The sequence below is a fragment of the Coleofasciculus sp. A1-SPW-01 genome, from assembly GCF_040217205.1.
GTDB lineage: Bacteria > Cyanobacteriota > Cyanobacteriia > Cyanobacteriales > Coleofasciculaceae > Coleofasciculus > Coleofasciculus chthonoplastes_A.
The window spans coordinates 16637-36576 of sequence record NZ_JAVJNP010000177.1; the positions used below are offsets into that span (position 1 = coordinate 16637).

Annotated in this window: 11 protein-coding genes and 1 pseudogene; 6 read left to right on the forward strand and 6 right to left on the reverse strand. The window is 46.1% G+C overall.

Annotated features, from left to right (window positions below; genetic code table 11):
- Nucleotides 1-59: 59 nt before the first annotated feature.
- The 3 genes from tnpA to pyk all read left to right on the forward strand — a co-directional run bounded on the left by tnpA (nt 60) and on the right by pyk (nt 4266).
- The gene (gene tnpA / locus RH949_RS26245; protein WP_044204617.1) at nt 60-464 is read left to right on the forward strand and encodes an IS200/IS605 family transposase; all 405 of its coding nucleotides are present in this window, start codon (nt 60-62) and stop codon (nt 462-464) included.
- Between the two features lie 579 nt (nt 465-1043).
- Nucleotides 1044-2324: a M16 family metallopeptidase gene (locus RH949_RS26250; protein WP_446357276.1), complete on the forward strand. Its 1281-nt coding sequence runs from the start codon at nt 1044-1046 to the stop codon at nt 2322-2324.
- A gap of 508 nt (nt 2325-2832) precedes the next feature.
- On the forward strand, nt 2833-4266 hold the full coding sequence (pyk, locus tag RH949_RS26255; RefSeq protein WP_446357278.1) for a pyruvate kinase: 1434 nt from the start codon (nt 2833-2835) through the stop codon (nt 4264-4266).
- Between the two features lie 112 nt (nt 4267-4378).
- Here the strand turns inward: pyk and RH949_RS26260 are convergent, their stop codons facing one another.
- A complete protein-coding gene (locus tag RH949_RS26260; RefSeq protein ID WP_446357280.1) occupies nt 4379-4783 on the reverse strand; it encodes a DUF6335 family protein in 405 nt (134 codons plus the stop codon).
- Nucleotides 4784-5019: 236 nt separating this feature from the next.
- Between RH949_RS26260 and RH949_RS26265 the strand changes: the two genes are divergently transcribed.
- Nucleotides 5020-6114 (forward strand): DJ-1/PfpI/YhbO family deglycase/protease, encoded by a 1095-nt coding sequence (locus RH949_RS26265; protein WP_446357282.1) that lies wholly within the window; start codon nt 5020-5022, stop codon nt 6112-6114.
- 85 nt (nt 6115-6199) lie between these two features.
- Here the strand turns inward: RH949_RS26265 and RH949_RS26270 are convergent, their stop codons facing one another.
- Nucleotides 6200-7015, reverse strand: a complete 816-nt coding sequence (locus RH949_RS26270) for a carbonic anhydrase (protein WP_446357284.1) — start codon at nt 7013-7015, stop codon at nt 6200-6202.
- 291 nt (nt 7016-7306) lie between these two features.
- Here RH949_RS26270 and RH949_RS26275 point away from each other — a divergent pair.
- Nucleotides 7307-7537 (forward strand): annotated as a pseudogene (locus RH949_RS26275) (SDR family NAD(P)-dependent oxidoreductase); the annotation flags it as partial.
- 241 nt (nt 7538-7778) lie between these two features.
- Here the strand turns inward: RH949_RS26275 and RH949_RS26280 are convergent.
- The 3 genes from RH949_RS26280 to RH949_RS26290 all read right to left on the reverse strand — a co-directional run bounded on the left by RH949_RS26280 (nt 7779) and on the right by RH949_RS26290 (nt 16131).
- Nucleotides 7779-13583: a GAF domain-containing protein gene (locus RH949_RS26280; protein WP_446357286.1), complete on the reverse strand. Its 5805-nt coding sequence runs from the start codon at nt 13581-13583 to the stop codon at nt 7779-7781.
- A 283-nt stretch (nt 13584-13866) separates the two neighbouring features.
- Nucleotides 13867-14622, reverse strand: a complete 756-nt coding sequence (locus RH949_RS26285) for a Uma2 family endonuclease (RefSeq protein ID WP_446357291.1) — start codon at nt 14620-14622, stop codon at nt 13867-13869.
- Between the two features lie 156 nt (nt 14623-14778).
- The gene (locus RH949_RS26290) at nt 14779-16131 is read right to left on the reverse strand and encodes a histidine phosphatase family protein (protein WP_446357288.1); all 1353 of its coding nucleotides are present in this window, start codon (nt 16129-16131) and stop codon (nt 14779-14781) included.
- Between the two features lie 398 nt (nt 16132-16529).
- Between RH949_RS26290 and RH949_RS26295 the strand changes: the two genes are divergently transcribed.
- Complete coding sequence (locus RH949_RS26295) at nt 16530-18173, forward strand: CPBP family intramembrane glutamic endopeptidase (protein WP_006098562.1); 1644 nt, start codon at nt 16530-16532, stop codon at nt 18171-18173.
- 141 nt (nt 18174-18314) lie between these two features.
- On the opposite strand, the gene RH949_RS26300 is transcribed toward RH949_RS26295, so the two are convergent.
- Nucleotides 18315-19295: a hypothetical protein gene (locus RH949_RS26300; RefSeq protein ID WP_006098731.1), complete on the reverse strand. Its 981-nt coding sequence runs from the start codon at nt 19293-19295 to the stop codon at nt 18315-18317.
- Between the last annotated feature and the right edge of the window lie 645 nt (nt 19296-19940).

The window sequence follows — 19940 nt, forward strand, 5'->3', positions numbered from 1 at the left end:
GTTGTTGTTTTCCTATTGTAATCTACAATTAAAACAACAGGCAACCCGGAAAAACGCAAATGCGAAAAAATTCATACGAGTATAGGCACTACAACCACGCTATTGGATTGTGTGTTGTTCACTTGGTCTGGATACCTAAGCGTCGCAAAAAAGTGCTAGTGGGAAAGATTCGTGACAGAATATTTGAGATATTCAGTGAATTAGCCACAGAAAAGGGTTGGCACATTAGAGCGCTTGAAGTTGCACCAGACCACATTCACCTGTTTGTTGAAATTCATCCGACAGACGCAATTTACCAGGTAGCAAAAGCCTTCAAAGGACGGAGTGCAAACTACCTTAGAAAGGAGTTTCCTGAACTCAAGAAACTTCCCTCTTTGTGGACAAATAGCTATTTTTTTTCAACGGCAGGCAATGTCAGTGCAGCAACAATCCAGAGATACATTAACGACCCTCATCACGGTTAAAACCTATATGCGGTTAAAACCGCTAGCGTGCGTTCCTCCCCGGTCTAAAGACAAGAAAATGAAGCACATATAGCGCTACGAGGTACGGAAAGGACATCAGTTGATTTCAAGAGGGAACAGGGAACAGATAAAAATGTCCTAACCTGTCTTGGTACTGCTATAAGAGCGCTTGTAGGGGCGGGTTTAGCCTTTAAATTCGGACATCACCGATACTATTAATTGCAAAACCCGCCCTTCTTGGCAGTCTTTTCAAAGAAATAAAATAGAGATAAAAAGCGATTGAGGTAAGGAGTATAGTAATTGAAAATCGATAAAAATTAATACCAAATCCGGATTAGCTACCCCCGTTATAACCCAGTCCGCGCAGGCGGACTTTGTTTGTGTAGCAGCGATTTCAATCGCCTCCTCTTGCTAACCGGGAGCCATACATCAGTTCATTGTAAGTAGGGTATAAGCTTAGGAAATAAATCGCCAGTTCTATCAAATCGGGAAGCATCAGTTGTATACAGGATGGAATCGGACAAACCCATTAAGATAGAGAGACATGGCACACCTGCAAAGTAAGCGAGTAATTGACTGATGACTTCAACTCTGCTCAAAACTCCACCTCTAAATGCCCCAACTATTGAGACATTACCCAATGGTCTAACCATTGTGGCAGAACAGATGCCTGTCGATGCGGTTAACCTGAATGTCTGGGTGAATGTGGGTTCCGCCGTTGAATCGGACCCGATTAACGGGATGGCGCATTTTCTCGAACACATGGTTTTTAAGGGAACACCGCGCTTGAACAGTGGCGAATTTGAGCGGCTGATTGAAGAACGTGGTGCGGTGACGAATGCAGCAACCAGTCACGATTACACGCATTATTACATCACCACAGCCCCCAAAGATTTTGCCCAACTCGCACCTTTACAACTGGATGTGGTGTTAAATGCCCTGATTCCTGATGACGCCTTTGAACGGGAACGGTTAGTCGTGTTAGAAGAAATTCGGCGTTCGGAAGATAGTCCCCGTCGCCGCACCTTTCGGCGGGCGTTAGAAACCAGCTTTGACTATCTCCCCTACCGTCGCCCGGTACTTGGACCGACTTCTGTGATTGAAAGCTTAACCGCTCAGCAGATGCGGGATTTTCATAACACCTGGTATCAACCCAAGACGATGACAGCCGTAGCCGTGGGCAATTTACCCGTGGACGAGTTGATTGAAACGGTAGCGCAGGGATTTGCCAAAGCTGAGGTTAAGGGTGACTCTGACTATACTTCGCGACTCACCTATAAGCCAGAATCACCGTTTACCGATATTGTGCGCCGAGAATATGTCGATTCGACATTACAGCAGGCGCGATTGGTCATGGTTTGGCGAGTACCGGGATTAAAACAGTTGGAGAGTACCTATCCATTAGATGTTTTAGCCGCTATCTTAGGACAGGGGCGGATGTCGCGGTTGGTGCGAGATTTGCGCGAAGACCGTAAACTGGTGACTCATATTGGGGTGAGTAATATGACTCAGCAGCTACAGGGGATATTTTATATTTCCGCCCAGCTTCCCACAGAGAACTTGGACATTGTGGAAGCGGCGATTGGGGAACATATTCGTCAGCTACAAACCGAATGTGTCGCAGCGACGGACATTGCCCGAATTCGTACCCAGGTGGCGAATCGCTTTACCTTTAGTAATGAGAAACCGAGCGATCGCACCAGTCTATATGGGTATTATCACTCCCAATTAGGTGATTTAACCCCAGCCCTAAATTATCCGGCTCGCATTCAAGCCGTCAATGCTCACGAAATTCAACAGGCTGCCCAGGATTATCTGGCAACGAATGCGTATGGGATTGTGACCATGAAACCAGCGTAAATAGACGGGACGAGTTGACGCTCCCGTCGCTAAAAGCGAGGGATTCTTGAGCTAATCACTGCCCTTTTGGGTTACCCCTACTAAGGTCTTACACGATTATGTCTGAACCGAGCTTACTAGAATATCACTTGTTATCTAGTACCCACTGGTGGTTCACTCTCCAAGCGTTATCGGATTTTCACCGACCGTTTCCGTGCGCCCCACGGTACGGGGATTACTCCCAAGTTTCTTTCTTATTCATTCAGCCTTGTTGAAGACTTACTGCGCTATGTTTTACTTGGTTTTCGCTACCCAACTTTTTTGCCACTTTTGCAGACTTTCCGGTGCCATCGTGCCGCTTAAAAAGCCCTTCACTACCGCCCACCGAGGGGATTCAAACCATTTTGATGATTATAGCATCTCTGGCAATTCATCCCATCACGCTCAAGTGAGGGTCTTCTTGCCGAATTAGATAAATAATAGGGCACTGCATTGCCGTGCCCCTACCACAATTTAGAGATAATTGATAATGAAACCTCTAAGTAATCGCACTAAAATCGTTGCCACTATTGGTCCGGCGAGTAATTCACCAGACGTTCTCAAGCAAATGGTGCAAGCAGGAATGAATGTAGCACGGTTAAACTTCTCCCATGGTAGCTACGATGACCATGCTCACACCATTTCTTTGCTACGTTCTATTGAAGAGGAATTAGATACACCGATTACGTTACTCCAAGACCTACAAGGACCGAAAATTCGAGTCGGGAAACTGCCCGATGCAGGACTTAACTTGGTTCAAGGAGAATCTATTTCCTTAGTTCCCGTTTCTGAATTCAATCATCAACCGAAAACGGTGGCTATCGACTATCCCCACCTGGCTCAAGAAGCGGAACCTGGAGTGCAGATTCTCCTGGATGATGGACTTTTAGAACTGCGGGTTGAGGACATTGAGGGCAATACCGTTAAATGTCAAGTTGTCGAAGGGGGGATACTCAAAAGCCGTAAAGGGGTTAACCTGCCCGGATTGAGCCTAAATCGCCTACCCTCTATGACAGACAAAGACCGACAAGATTTAGAATTTGGCATTGCTCAAGGGGTTGACTGGGTGTCCTTAAGCTTTGTGCGTTCTGCGGAAGATATTCGTACTCTCAAAGGATTTCTCCAGCAACACAATGCCTCATCCCTACCTGTGATTGCCAAAATCGAAAAACCTCAGGCGATCGCGAACTTAGAAGCCATTATCAATGAGAGCGATGGGATCATGGTAGCACGGGGCGATTTGGGTGTAGAAATGAGTCCGGAAAAAGTGCCGTTTCTGCAAAAGAAAATTATTCGGATTTGTAACCAAAAGGGGATTCCGGTAATCACAGCCACCCAAATGCTCGATAGTATGATTAATAATTCCCGTCCAACTCGTGCTGAAGCCAGTGATGTGGCGAATGCGATTATCGATGGCACGGATGCGGTGATGCTTTCTGGGGAGTCAGCCGTGGGTAAATATCCCCTGAAAGCGGTGACGATGCTAGCCCGTATTGCCACAGATGTGGAACCGGAAATTAAGTTTGTTAATTATCCCCCAGCCGCAACCAATGAAGCCAATGCCCTAAGTGAAGCGCTCAACACGATTGATAAAATTCTGGATTTGCGCTGTATTGCGGCTTTCACCAGTACCGGTCACACCGCCAAACTAGCCGCCGCCGAGCGTCCAGGAGTCCCTGTTATTTCTCTGACTCCTAATCGGGAAGTTTACCACAACTTGAATTTAGTTTGGGGGGTTAAACCACTGTTAATCGAGCAAGAAGTTGAGTCCTTTGAAGAGTTAGTGAATCAAGCCCAAACTCAGTTACTCAAACGGAATTTAGTGGTAGAAGGAGATAAAATTTTAATTATCGCTGGGATTCCGGCAAAAGTCTCAGGCGGGACTAACTTGCTCAAGATTCATACGATTAGCGCTGAATCCTAAATCCGAGTCCACACGCCCGTTTTGATAGCGACAAGGCAGAGGGCAGAAGAATAACCAATGACCAATGATCAAAGACAATCCCCGCCGTTAACTTTAATTGTCCCCACCTATCTTAGTTTCTGTGTTCTTGATAATCTTCAGAGGACTTGGGATCTAACTCCCAACGCTGCTCATCCCGTCGTTCTAGCTTATTGGTGACTTGCACCGGTTCTTTTTGAGCGCCTTCGACACCAACGGCTCGCTCCATCTCTTGGGTCACATTTTGATCGGGCGTCGGTGTTAAACCGCCAACGGCTTCCTCACCGACGACTTTTGCCTGGTAGCGGTTGGCATCAACATCACTCGTGGTGGGTTTGCCGCTTGCCATACGAGTTCTTGATTCTTCAATTAGTCTACCATCAGCCGTGTCGCGATCGCTCAGTCCCTCATACGTCAGTTCTATTTCGTTGGTTTCCTTACGTGTGTGTGATTCTGATAGGGGGTTGGACTGAGATTTGTTAATGTTTTCAGGTTCCATATTGTCTTGTATATGACTATCCGCATTCACAGCTTAGCCTTTCGCAGGCAGATCAGTTTATTACCCCAGAGCGAATCCTAATTTATTTCTTTTGAGGGATGACATCTCTATGAGTCATTCCTAAGCTGAAAATGCTTATCAATACTACCTGTTTAGCCCGTAGAATTTTCGTGGCTGAAAGAATACCCCAGAAAAATTCTACCTTCGATCAAGTAATAAAGTCGTTAACAATTCCAATGATGATAATCGATAATACGCCCAAAAAAGTTGCCATTCTGATCGACCAGAAGTTTGAAGATGCCGAATTTCAAATTCCTTATCAAGCGCTGCAACAAGCGGGGGCGCAGGTTGTGGTTCTTGGTTCGCGCATGAATGACACCTATCAGGGGAAACAAGGCAAAGTTTCGATTAAACCTGATGGTACCGTAACCGAAACCCGTCCAGACACCTTCGATGCTGTGATTATTCCCGGCGGAATGGCACCGGATACGATGCGAAATAACCCCAATGCCGTGCAATTTGTGCAAAAGGCAATGGAGTTGAATAAGCTCGTCGCGGCGGTTTGTCATGGTCCCCAAGTGTTAATTGAAGGGGATTTACTTCAGGGCAAAAATGCTACCGGATTTCTCTCGATTCGTAAGGATATGACGAACGCCGGGGCTAACTATGTGGATGAACCCTTAGTCGTGGATGGTAATCTAATTACTTCTCGTCAACCCGGTGATTTGGCAATCTTTACGACTGCTATTCTCACCCGCTTAGGTTTAGGAATTCCAGATCAAGCCTTACCCGATGAAACGGATATGACAGCTCAATGGTGGCAATTGGCAGAAGCTTGGGGAGGAAGTAGCAAGCTTGATATTGTGAATGGATTGAATACTGCCTTAGCCGGGGAACGATATGGGCGAAAAGCCTTTGAGTATTATGCCCAAAAAGCCTCTGATTTAGAGTTGCGATCGCTACTGCAAGAAATCATCGAAAATAAGCAGCATCACATTATCATGCTGGAGAATCGCTTAAGAGATTTGCAGGCGTTTGAATCGATTCCGGAAGTGGCGACAGATGCCTACGCCGCCTTACAAAATTGGCTGCAACCCAGCGATAGTTTATCAATTTTACGCCATGCATTGGGTGACATTCAAACGGGTGTTGTCGATGCCTATAATCTGCGAAAACAATTCACCGATCCCACCTCAACGGTGCTGTTTACTCAGATTGAAGAGGAGTTGGCAGACTATGAGCAGCGTTTAGCCAGCCTGTATCACAATCGTCTGGGAGAACAAGAGGCTACGCCTGCTGAACCCACTACCTTGGCGGCTGTTGGCGGTTAAGAATTGATGATTTGAGTGGGTTAGCCGAAATACGCTAACCCGCTCAACTCTTTCTTGTCTCCCTTGTCTGTAAACGTGGATTTAATTAATCCAAAAGCAAGAGCCGATCGTTATCATCTTGCACAGGTCTGGCATTATTGGAATATAGGTTTGTAAACTGGGCAATTTGTGAGGTTGAAACTTGAAGCATATCTTCATATACAATCCACCTTACAATTTCTGAACAAGGTGGTGTGGTCAGAGAACCAGAATACCGATAATATTGAGGTGGGGGGGTCAGTAAACCGGTTAACAGACCATCACTAGGAAATAGCTTTTTAAGATTAAATGTGACTGAGGGTGATGTTGTTCCACCTGAATTTTGGGGCAGGTTGTTAAAAATCTTTGCTAACTCAGAGTTTGAACTATAACCTCCTTTTATCAGCCTGCCAATGACTGCTAGTTCTACGTTTCCATTTGCATCTGTGCGTTGATGAACGGCGTGAACTTCCCCATCCCCAAGTTGGTGATTTATGGTATGTTCACTGGGAGCGTGGAAGTGAAATTGGATTAAATCAAATATTTTACCATCCAAGGTCAGAGTACTACCAGAAGGACAGTCAACTTGGATAGTCTTACCCGTATTTTTAATAGTTGGGGAAAAGGAATTGTAGCTAATGCTAAAGTCATTGGCGAAATTGACCCCAATGGGATTTGTTAGTGCGATGGGAGATTGTCGTGTTCCCGATCCACAAACCGCATAGGCGGGATCAAGACTTCCCCAATTACTTGGTCCAGTTGATCCGGTATAACCCCATGCAGCTGTTCCCCCAGATGCTGAGGCGAGGGACTGTACGGCAGTGGTTAAGGAGGTTCCAGCTACACCGATTGACAAATACTTGAGTAATGTGCGTCTATCCATTTTTTTTCTGAGAGATGCTTTACAAATCTTTACTAAAAATAATCATATATTACTTTTTGTAAATTTTCTACCCATCGATAGAAATTTTTTGATCAGTTTTATTTGAAAAAACTTTTATTATATCACCAAGTTAATGCAAGATGCTAGACACTAACCAAGTTCTGCGAGACTGAAACCTTACCACAGATAGATTTGGAAAAAACTCTTATTATATCAACAATGAACACAAAATGATAGACATTAACCAAGTTCTGCGAAACTGAAACCCTACCGCAGATAGATGTAGAGACCCTGGATATTTTGGTAAATAATGCCGGTGTCTTTCTGGCAACTGCGCCCACGGAAGAGTATCCGATAGAGGCATTTGATCAAACTCTGAAGATGAATCTGCGATCGGCATTCCTGATGACCAAATATGCCCTACCTCATTTGCAAAAAACGCGGGGTAACATTGTTTGTGCTGGCTCAGAAGCCGGATTTAATGGAGTGGCAAAAAACTCTCCCTACGGCGGAACGAAAGGGGAACTGCGTCTGAATCACGAAAAAGAGGGGTTAAAGAATAAAGAAACCCAGACAATCGGCTAATACCGAGTTGCGCTCTTTCCGTAGTAGATAGGAAAAGCTGGGGAAGCTGGGGGAGCCGGGGGCGCTGGCGAAGCTGGGAAAGCTTGGGGAGAGAACGTTATATCTTTGAATGCCACTTAGTATAACAAAGGTTATCATCTATAGCTACACTAAAATCCCTCAACCCGCCCCTACACAATCAACACTTTTCCTTCAATTGCTGACGTTTGCTTTGTAACGCCACCTTTACCTGTTCATATTCCTGATCGATTTGTGTCAATAGACGACTCGTTAACGTCAGTGGATTATCGGTTTCATCTTCAATGTCTATGGTTTCTAAATGCTTACAAAGTTCAGAAAGGTTAATTGCACCAACCGTACCACTGGTAGATTTGAGACTGTGAGCCGCCTGTTGACAAGTGGTTAGCGTCTCAGGTGACAATGTATTTGTTTTCTGTGAATCCAGTGCTTGGTTCATCACCCCCAACAACTGAGCGCCTTCATCCAAAAAGCTATCAATCACTTGGATTAAGACTTGATCATCTTTGACCATATCGCACAGTTGTTGAAAAGCGTGGTCATCAATCACATCATGTCCGTCTAAACCGTTATTATTTCCTTGTACCTTGCTCCCTTGCTTCTTTGCTTGGAGCCTCTGCTCTCTGGCTTCTGCCTTCTGGAAACTCCGAGTTTCTTGTACCTTTTTCGGCACTCCCTGCAACGATCGCACCAGTTCCTCAACCCGAATCGGCTTGCTGATATAATCATCCATACCAGCTTGTAAACAGGTTTCGCGATCGCCTCGCATGGCATTAGCCGTCATCGCGATGATATGAGGACGGTTTTCAGCGGACCACTCCTGGCAGATGCGCTGAGTTGCTTTCAAACCATCCATTTCCGGCATTTGCACATCCATTAATACCACATCATAAGACTGACGGCGCAATGCTTCGAGAACTTCTAAGCCATTGGCGGCTACATCCGCCCGATACCCCATGCGCCCCAGAATATGCAATCCCACTTGTTGGTTAACCACATTATCCTCCGCCAACAAAATCCGCAACGGTATATTTGCACCCATATACGGATCAATCGTCGGTGAAATCTCACAGGTTGACCGCACTTTCACAGGTTGACCGACTAATACATCCATCAGCACATTGTAGAGTTGAGACTGCTTAATCGGCTTAGTCAGAAACGCCGCAAACTTGGCTTCATCCAGTTGACCACTGTTTTCTGGCTTGCCGATTGAGGTTAACATAACCAAGGGAATCTCTTGACCATCTGGCTGTCGGCGTATCTGTGAGGCGAGATTAACCCCATCCATTCCCGGCATGTGCATATCCAGAATCGCTAAGTCAAATGTCTCACCTTGCTGTAGCCAGTCTAATGCCTGCTCCCCCGACTCAGCCGCACGGGTCAGCACCCCCCAGGATTGACCTTGTAGAGTTAAAATGCGGCGATTAGTGGCATTATCATCCACAATTAACATCCGCTTGCCTTCAAGCTGAGGTTGCCGGAGATCCAAATTACTGAGATTATCAATGTGACAGACTGGGGCAACAATCGTGAAGTAAAAGATTGAACCCTTCCCTACTTCACTTTCTACCCAAATTCTACCCCCCATCATTTCACTTAATCGCTTGGATATGACCAACCCTAATCCTGTACCCCCATAGTGGCGACTGGTGGAGGAATCGACTTGACTAAAGGCTTTAAATAACCGATCTAACCGATCTGGAGGAATGCCAATCCCTGTATCTTTAACGGCAAACAAAATTTCATACTGTTGTTCTTTATTCGTCCTATGAGAAAGTTGCTCTAATGACTGGGGACTTACCCGCTTAGAGGAAACCGAAACCGTCACTTCTCCCTGATGGGTAAACTTGAGGGCATTACTGAGTAAATTAACCAGAATTTGCCGTAGTCGGGTAATATCGCCGCGAATCGTGTTGGGGGTGTGAGGATCAAACAGATACGCCAGTTCTATTGCCTTTTCTGCGGCTTTTGGCGTTAGCAGATCCAGAGATTCTTCAATACAGGTTCGCAGATTAAACGGTTGTTCTTCCAACTCCAGTTTGCCGGACTCAATTTTGGAGAAGTCGAGGATATCATTAATAATCGTCAGCAGGGCTTCACCACTGTTGCGGATTGTTTCGGCAAATTCGGCTTGTTCATGACTCAGTTGGGTATCCAACAGCAGTCCCGTCATGCCAATTACCGCATTCATCGGCGTGCGAATTTCATGACTCATGGTTGCCAGAAAATCACTTTTGGCGCGGTTGGCGGCTTCGGCGATCTGTTTGGCTTTTTCCATCGCCACGTTTTGTTCGGCTAACTGTTGTCGTTGGTGCTTTTCTTGTTCCAGGAGTTGGGCTTGGGCAAGGGCAATTCCCACTTGATCGGCAACGGCTTCAAGTAATTCAATTTCATCATTACTCCATTGACGAAACTGATCGCACTGATGTAGACAAATCACCCCATTGGGTTTTTCCTTATAGGAGGTGCGAACGACTAACATGGATTTCAGGTTTACCTGGTCACACATTCCCGTGGCATTTTGTAACAAAGGCTCGTCGTAAACATTGTTAGAGGCGATCGCGCGATCGGCGGCTAATACCTGTTGAATGTGCGGATTGTTAGCCACCGGAATCTTGACAGTGAGAATGGAGGAATAACCCGGTTCTAAATATTCAGCAACAAACGGGATTTGGGGGGCGGGTGAAGCAACATAGGTGTGAATTACACAACGGTTGACGCGAAAGGCTTGACCAATTTGAGTAGCCGTAGTTTGAAAAATTTGTTGGGCGTCTAAACTTTGGCGAATGTCTTGGGTGATTTGTTTGAGCAGTAATGAGCGCTGGAGTTGCTGTTGTAATGCGGTTTCTGCTTGTTGGCGTTCGCTTAAATCGGCTTGGGCTTGTTGATAGAGTTCCGATTGCTGTACCGCAATGGCGACTTGCGTGGCAAGTTGTACCAGCAACTCTGTCTCTTGAGGCTGCCAATGTCTCGGCTGATTACAGTGGTGGGCAATCAGTAAACCCCACAATTTTTGTCCCTGTATAATCGGTACGACTAAATTTGCCCTTACCTGTAAATCGGCAAGAAAGTTACGATAACAGGACTCCAGATTAGCCGTGTGGATATCCTCTAGGGTGTGAATATCACCCTTTTGGTAACGCACCGCTGACTTTTCACCAAAGCAGGGATCAAAAATCGTGCGTCCCAATACTGATAACTCTTTCACGGCGACAGACTCGACTTCGACTACGCCACTCCAGTCGGGATTGAAGCGGTAAATTAACACCCGATCCGTTTGCAGGAAGTGCCGCACCTCCGTTACCGTTGTGTTCAGAATTTCGGTTAAGTGCAGCGATTGACGAATGCGACGAGCGATCGCACTAATTAATCGTTCTCGTTCGGCTTGCTGTCGGAGGGCAGTTTCCGCCTGTTTACGTTCCACCAGTTCAGTGGATAACTGCTGATACAATTCAGACTGCTGAATCGCGATCGCGACTTGGGTGGCTAATTGCTGCAGCAGATCAATATCAACGGTTTGCCAATGGCGAGGATGATGACAATGGTGGGCAATCAGTAGCCCCCATAATTGGCTTCCCTGTAGAATTGGGACGACTAGGTTTGCCCTGACGTGAAGATCGGCTAAAAAGTCTCGATAACAGGTGGCAATATCTGCCGTGTGAGTATCTTCCAGGGTATTAATATAACCCTGTTGATACCGCACCGCCGACTTCTCGCCAAAGCAGGGATCATAAATGGTTTGTCCCAACATGGATAACGTTTCTGATTCCACTGACTCAACAGCCACCACACCACTCCAATCGGGATTGAAGCGATAAATTAACACCCGATCTGTTTGCAGGAAGTGCCGCACTTCAGTCACCGTGGTATGGAGAATATCCTCCAACTCCAACGACTGGTGAATCCGCAGCGCGATCGCTCGAATTAACCGTTCCCGTTCGGCTTGTTGCTGCGACGCGGTTTCCGAGTGCAAGCGTTCAGTCACATCTTGAATTAAGGCTAAGATATGAGTCTGATTCTCTGAGGTTTCAATTCTGGATGTGGAGATCGATAAAATACGGTGGCTGCCATCTGCCCGAACGATATCCCATTCCTCAGCGACTAAATCCTCCCCACGTTGCATTTGAGCAACTCGCTTAACGGCTTGGCTGCGTTGTTTCGGATCGGGATAGAATGTCTGATACCAGCCTCGACGGTTGATTTCATCAACGGTATACCCGGTAATCTCCACCATCTGCTGATTCCAAACTGTGAAGCGGATATAGGGATACGTCTCAATACTATGGCAGACACACACGCCTTCTCCCATCCGTTCGATCAGTTGGGTTTTAAAGGAATACTCGGCTTGTAGGGTTGCCTCGGCTTGTTTGCGATCGGTAATATCGGTATGAGTTCCCACCATGCGGATTACTCGATCGGCGGTATCTTTTTGGTGAATTGCCCGGGACAAAATATAAACAGTCGAGCCGTTTTTATGATGGAAGCGTTGGACGGCTTGGAAACGAGAGACTTTCCCACTGTTATAATCTTCAATCAGTTTTAACGCGGCAATCCGATCCTCCTCAAAAATCACCTTCTCCCAAGACGCCAATTCATTCGGCAATTCCCAATCGGCGTAACCCAACATTTCTTTCCATCGGGGAGAGAAATAAATGTCCCCAGTAATCATATTCCAGTCCCAAAATCCATCCTGGGAGGCGCGGAGGATTAATTCCAGCCGTTCTGTCGCGGTTTTGACAATATGGGCAACCTGAGGTGGCTCCATTGCATGATCGCCGGGAGTTTCCACTAATGAAGAGGAGGGAAGACAACGGGATGCTGAAGGGACTTCTGTCAACTCACTGAATTCCGTTTGCCAGTCTTTCCCGTTCAATGTGGGATTGCTGGCTATTGTCTGAATCAACTGCAAACGCTGATGGCTTGTTTCCACAGTCGTTTCCGCTTGGTTTAAGTCATTAAGGGTTTGCTGCAGTTGGTTGGCTTGTTGATTAATTGTTTGCTGTAATTGCTCAACTTGATTCAGCAGCGCCAGAGGATTCAGCGCTTTAATGATGTCCGTTGCGGTGAAAATGCCGAGAATATTTTCCGGAGATTGGTAAACTAATTGAGGGGTTTGTCCGACTTGCCGCATCTGTTCAAGTCCCTGCTTTATGGAATCATCCGGATGGAGACTCAACAGCGGTTTTTTTATCACCATAGACACGGGTGTTTTTGACAAGTCAAGTCCAAAGACACCGAGCTGTAAACAGTGGATTAAATCCTGTTCTGTAATTAGTCCGACTGGTAAGGAATGGGCAGAAACTGAGGATAAGGGCGACGCGATCGCACTCTTTTTAAACCTTCTCCCATTGGTTTCATCCCCGATTACCGTTTCCTGAATCAATACAGCACAAGTTTCCTGAGTCTTAATCAACTGTTGTGCCACGTCCAGAATAGAAGTAGTCAACGAAACGTTTAGCCCAGGAGTCGTCATTGTCGCCGCCACCGATTGCGACTTAAGTAAATTTAGCTCAGGTAGCCCTTGACAAATGCTATTTTCTGTGATCAACCCAATAAGTTTACCTGTCTTATCCAAAACCGGGAGATAATCAATCGAATAGCTCTCGAAAAGGGATAAAGCCGTAAACAAATGACAGGACTCAGAGAGGGTTAAAGTAACAGGCGATCGCATCATCACATCAGCCACCTGGGTGTCCTGAAAATTCACCCCAGCCAGCATTAGTTCAATCAGTTTTCGCGTTGTCACTATCCCGATCAACGCCGAGTTTTCGGTCACCAAGACGCAGCGATGTGAACGTTCGGGTTCTTTGGCAATTTGCCCAGACTGGTACGCCGACAAGGATTGTCCTTGATTTAATAACGCGATCGCTTCAACTAGAGTTGCTTCAGCCTCAATCGTGAGGGGATGATCGTCAATAAAATGCTCTAAAGCAGGTAAGGTAATGGCGGTGATGTCAGGCTGCATAATAATTGGGTAGGGCGCAGGCTGTAGCTGGGACGAACTAACTCCAAGGCTGTAAAGTTTATGCTATATGCTTTTTCTCTCTCCTCTTGATCAACTGTAGGGCTATTTCCGTTACACTGCACTAGCAGCACATACCTATTCTTTATACTGCCAAACTTTGAAAAAATCCGCAGCCTCTTCTCCAGAGGTGAGAACTTATTTTTTCTTAACTTTGTTCTTTCGTCATATCATGTCCGGTTGAATACTGACACTTGGGTAGAAACAAGGCAGATGACGAAGACAACTAAACCTCCACATCAAAATCGGGTTCAACCCCAAGCGATCGCAATTGTTCTACCAATCTCTCTACCCGTCGTCTTTCTCGTTCAACGCCTTGCCGTTCTCGCTCTGAGGGAGTCAAAATCCAGTTGCTTTGTGCATCATACCAACGCAACCAGGTGCGATCGCATTCCCCATAGAAACCCTGCCACAGTCCTAACCCTAGCTGAATATCGTCCATCCACACACGCGGTTCACTAACGTCTAACTCGGTGTAGCGACTACCCATTAACTGAAACGCTCTTAGCTGGTTCGTGCGACCATTAAACACGATGTAATAGGGAACGCGCAAAATACGTTCATAGACTTCCCACTTTGTCGGCGGTTGATTTGCTTCCCGCAGCGTTTGTCCCAAGTCTTCTTTTTCAGTACCTGGTGAAATCAGTTCTACCACGACAAAGGGATTCACTTCTTCTTGCCACACCACATAGCTCATTCGTAAATCCCGTTGTTCATAAAGTCTATCAACCCCCACCACCGCAAACCAGTCAGGGCGTTTATACCAATTGGTTTGACGTGGATTGTAGTAAAGATTCAAATCGCTGGCAACAAAAATGTGATCCGTTGGGTAGTTAGGAGGACAGAAGGTATCTTCAAGGAAACGCGCTTGTAGTAAATGATATTTGTCAGGCAAACCGGGTTCCTCTGGGTCTTCGCTCTTGAGATCGTACATTGTCGGCAAAACTTTTTTCGGGTCTTGAGGCGGATTGGTTTGAAACATGGTTTTTGTCATTCGTCATTCGTCATTCGTCATTTGTCATTTGTTATACCTGATGTAGGGGCGACCCGCTTAACTTAATGAAAAACTCCATTCCACTCAACTCGGTTGGGTCGCCCTCTTCTCATATTCCTGGTATCAAAGAGTGTTTCTACGGAGTTATAACGCACCAGCAGCGGTTCGGTCAAAAATATCTCCAGAAAGGTGAGTGGTAATATTCATCGCATGGACAGCAGGTAACTTCTCTAACCCTTGACCATATTCAATCACACTCACACCACCATTCCCTTGTTTAATACTCCAGAATGATTCTGAACTCAATCCCAAGACATGGCAAAGAATGACTTTATTAATCGCATCATGAGCAACAACTAAACCCGTCTTGAGTTCTGAATCAGCCATTCCAGCTTTGACCTGAATCATCCTATCCCAAGCGGCTGTAGCCCTCTCCCATACTTGGTTTAAATTTTCACCATTAGGCATTTGTACGGTAGCTGGGTCTACTTTCCATTGATGCAATAAATCGGCGTATTCTTGGTTAATTTCTGACTCTAATTTTCCCTCCCACAGTCCATGATTAATTTCGCGAAACTTGTCTTCAAGTTCTAGCGTAATACCACTGTGATACTGGAGAATCAATTCAGCCGTTTCCTTGGGACGTAACATCGGACTGGTCACCGCAAAATCAATCGGGATATCTTTAAGAAACTCAGCCACCTGCTGTCCCTGTTGACGCCCATTTTCATTTAACGGCACATCAATCCCGCCTTGGAAGCGGGAGACACGATTCCACTCGGTTTCCCCGTGACGTACCAGCAACAGACGTAACCCCCCATTACTAGGGCGAGGCGTCGGTAACGGCGTACCGACATGAGAGGTTTGATTGAGAGACTCTAATTGCACGGGTTCACCCCAACCCCCCGTAAAATTCAGAACATTAATGCAACAGTTGGATTGTAAGACGGACTGGTAACGGGCGGGAGAAATACCCAAAGCGCTACTCAGCAAACAGCGGTTAATACCATTGTGTGCCACGATTAAAATCGTGCCACCTTGGTGACGGGGTAGAATCTCTTGCCAGAATTGCTGCGCTTGTTGATAAAGTGCCAAGACAGGAAAATGCTTCCGGGTTCCCTCCGACGTAGTGATTTCCATATAGAAGTCCTCCGGGCGTTCTTTCCAGCACCGATAATCTTCCGGGAATTTTTTCCGGGCGTCGGATTTAGCCACTTTTTCCCACAAGGGTAAATCGACTTCCATCAGGTTTTCTGATGGTTGAAGAGGGGGTGAGCCAGATAAATAAGGTAGAATGACCTCTGCGGTCTGCTTCGCTCGTTGGAGAGGAGAGCAATAAACAGCATCAAGGCTCAAGCTACTGAGGGCAGCACCCACCTTACGGGCATCATCAGCCCCTGTTTCCGTTAACACGGACTCATCACAGCGTCCTTGAATGAGTTGCTGGGCATTATAGCTGCTCTGACCGTGCCGTACAATAATGACGCGAGTAGTCAATCCTTTTGCTCCTATGTAACCAATTTTATGAATAGTAGCCAGATTAACCCCAATGCTGGTAGCATCCTTGGGGCATCTTCAAAGATCAGGGTCATTTTTAGTTTAACCGCTCACCTGCTGTGCAAAAAGGCGGGGAAGCATGTAGAGACGTAGCATGCTACGTCTGGGAGCATGTAGAGACGTAGCATGCTACGTCTGGGAGCTGGGGAAGACGTCAATTTTTATTGTGTATCTTCCTTATCAACAGGGTTTCAAGAGTTCCCCTGAAAAGCCAGAATGTGACAGATTACGTCTGAAACAAAAACAGTGAGCTTTGTTACTAAATATTTTTTTATAACGTTAGAACTTATGACTTATTATTTATGACTTATGACTGATTACTTTTTTGGGGGGGGTTCATGAATACTGGGTTAGTGCTTAAACGGTTAATTTTAGCCGTGCTGACGGTGGCGGTACTATTACAAGTCAGCCTTTCTTTGGTTGAAAGCTGGGGTCAGCCTCAAATTCAAAGTCGCTTAGAACTTTACCAAACCAATTTATTACTCCATGCTGCCGAAGGTCAGAGTTTAGCAACAGAAGGAGAAGAGGATTTAACGGCGGCGCGGAATGCATTACTCGGTAATAATCCGTTTAAAAATGCCCAAGAGCAATATGAACAAGTCCTGGAAACAGCTCAGACAACTCAATCGAAAATTATCGCTAAACTGGGACAACTGTCCTCAAACCCTGATGTAACGACATCTATCGGTGATGAGCTGGCTAAACCGCAAATGCAAATCGCTCCCATTGACGAGGCTCCGATGACCTCTCAGCAGCGAAAGCAGTTGCAAAAGTCATTTTCTCAGACAGAACAACTTATTGATGAACTGAATGTGCGGTTGGGACTGCTGCAAGCTCAACAGGGTAGAACAGAGATGGCGATTCAGACGTGGAATGAGTTGATTGAGCAAGAAACCGTCGAAAGTACCGCTCCAGCAACGACGCCATCCGCCAAAACTGCCGCCATATTAGCAGGTCTTTGGAGTGATTCGCCTCGAATTTTACCCGATGCGGAGTCAAAAATTCAACAAAATTTAGATAGTTGGTTCCAGTATCGGGCATTGTTCCAGCTTTATCAATTGCAACAGCGTCAAGATGCCTTAGTGTCCTTACAAGCTCAAGAGAAAGAGAGAGCAAAACAAGCCCTAGTCAAGTTAACTCTAATTAGTGCCATTCCCGGAATAGGCGGTCTTGTCGGGGTGGGACTCTTGCTATTTTTGCTGGGTCAGTGGTTACTTCAGGGAGAGCGATCGCTCCTCGCCACTAACAGCACTATCCGGTGGGATACGCCTTGGGATGGAGAAATGATTTGGCAAGTCTTGATTCTGGGCTTTTTCTTTATCGGTCAAATCCTCCTACCTCTGTTTATCCTGCCTCTTGTCCTCAGCTTGTTCAATCTGAATCCGGCTAGTTTTACGGTAAGAATGCAGGCATTCTATGTTTTAATGACTTACATTGTGCTAGCGGCTGGAGGATTGGGAGTCCTTTACCTTTCGATCAAGGATTTTTTACCCTTGCCAGAGGATTGGTTTCGGATTAAATTCCGCAAAAAAGGGATTATTTTTGGATTAGGTGGCTATCTTGTGGCGCTTCCCCTGGTGATTTTAGTCTCACTCCTGAACCAGAAATTATGGCAGGGACAAGGGGGGAGTAATCCGATTCTTTCTCTGGTGCTAGAAGGACAGGATACAGTTGCTATCGTGATATTTTTTAGCACGGCTTGCATTGCTGCACCCCTGTTTGAGGAATTCATGTTCCGAGGGTTTTTATTACCGTCGTTAACCCGCTATATGCCTGTTTGGGGAGCCATTGTCACCAGTAGTCTCGTCTTTGCGATCGCGCACCTGAGTTTGTCAGAAGTCCTCCCCTTAGCCACATTAGGCATTGTATTAGGAATCGTGTACACGCGATCGCGCAATCTGCTGGCGCCCATGATTGTTCACAGTCTCTGGAATAGTGGAACATTATTGAGTTTAGTCATTTTAGGCAGTGGTGGAAGTTGAGGGAGACGCGGAGAGGGGGAGACGCGGAGACGCGGAGAGGGGAAGATGGGGAGAGGGGGAAGAGGATTACTGATGAACAATGAACAATCAACAAATGACAAATGACATCGCTTATCGTGCGCCCTGAAACGTGGCAAATTCTCAAGACGAACACAGCAACTTAATCAGGGATTGGGGTATCTCTTCAAAATGCTCTAACAAAAAATCCAGGATTGCCAGATGGCGCAAATCCACGGGTTGAGGGGGGTAGTATCCTTTACCTCGTTTGAACCAACACTGCACTGTCCCCAGGGAACGAGAACAGATATGAGACAGTTGCTCATACGTGACATTCCATTTGCTATAAAACTGCCTTGGCGTCATCCCTAATTCACAGTAACAATAAAGGTCAATAATGTATTTTTCCCGCTGGTTGATCGGGCGGAGATTGTGTCGGCGACGGGGATTATAGCGTCCAGTTGAGCTACGCACAGATTGGGATTGGATCGCACCAGGAAAATGGGTGGGATAACGATAGGGGTTGCCATTATTTTCTATTGGTTCAACGGTATCCGGCATTTTTTCTAAATCCGCTTCAGACGCCGTATCCGTGGTTACCCAAGCAGCACTGGGAGAATCCGGGGAAAGTTGAATGATGTAGTAAACCATCCACTGATTGTGATGGTGGTTGTAGTCATAAAAGCGTCCCAGAATTACGCCCCAGTCTGTTTTATTGGTTTTCCACTCAACGCGATCGCCTTCTTGGTAACGAGGAGTAGGAATTGGCAAAGTGTTGAATTGTGTGTAGGGGCGGGTTTCACTATTATCGTTTCTTTTTTCCCCAGATGTAACTAAACCCGCCCCAACTAAGTGTTGAGTCTCCATCTCTTCACCATGACGCAGGGCGTTTAAGGCGCCAGCGATGAGTTTTCCGTCGATGCTTCGCGTCAACTCCTGGATAAATAGTTTCGCGATCGCATTCACTTCTGCATCGGTTAGGTGCATTTGCGATGCATCGAAGTCAATGTCGCGGTAGTGCTTGATTAGAGAGAGGAGTTGGGTCATGCCAAATTCCGCTAACGCTTGCTGGGCTGTCGTTTCAGCGGTCGGGGATTTGTAAAATCGAGGGGGTAAAGGTTTCATTTGGTTCTTTTTCTTGTGTTTGGTTAGGTGTATTAGTTGCTTATTGCAATGTTATAACAAAACAATTAAAATAACAACCCCTTTGTCTCAAAAAAAAAGAGACAAAAAGAGACTAGGAGTAAATACTTGGATCTCAAAAACGTAGGGTGGGTTAGGCGGAATTTAAACCGAAGCGATAGCCGTTCAATGAACAATCCGCCGTAACCCACCGCTGTTAACGGGGAGGTGTATTATTTAATCAAAACTCTATCGGTATTCAATCCTTAGATAGAATAAATAGGACAAAATATAGTAGGCGCGATCGCGACTTGTATAAAGGGCAGAGTGGTGGTGAATTTTTGGACGAATGTTGGGCAAAGAAACCATTCTCACCCCAAGCTAACTAGCCAACTATCAAAGCTAGTTTTACGGGTTACTATTTATCCCCGCGTCCCCCTGTCTCCCCATCCCCGCGTCCCCCCATCTCCCCCTCTCCGCGTCTCCCCATCTCCCCCTCTCCCCATCCTCACAAGGGTAGGTTTTTTACCTTAACGGTATAATGGGGGTCAGACAAGGAAGACCTGGAGGGAAAGTGGACAAGGAAGAAGACCAAAAAACCATCAAAACTCATGAAGATCTAATTATTTATCAAAAAGCGTTTGATGC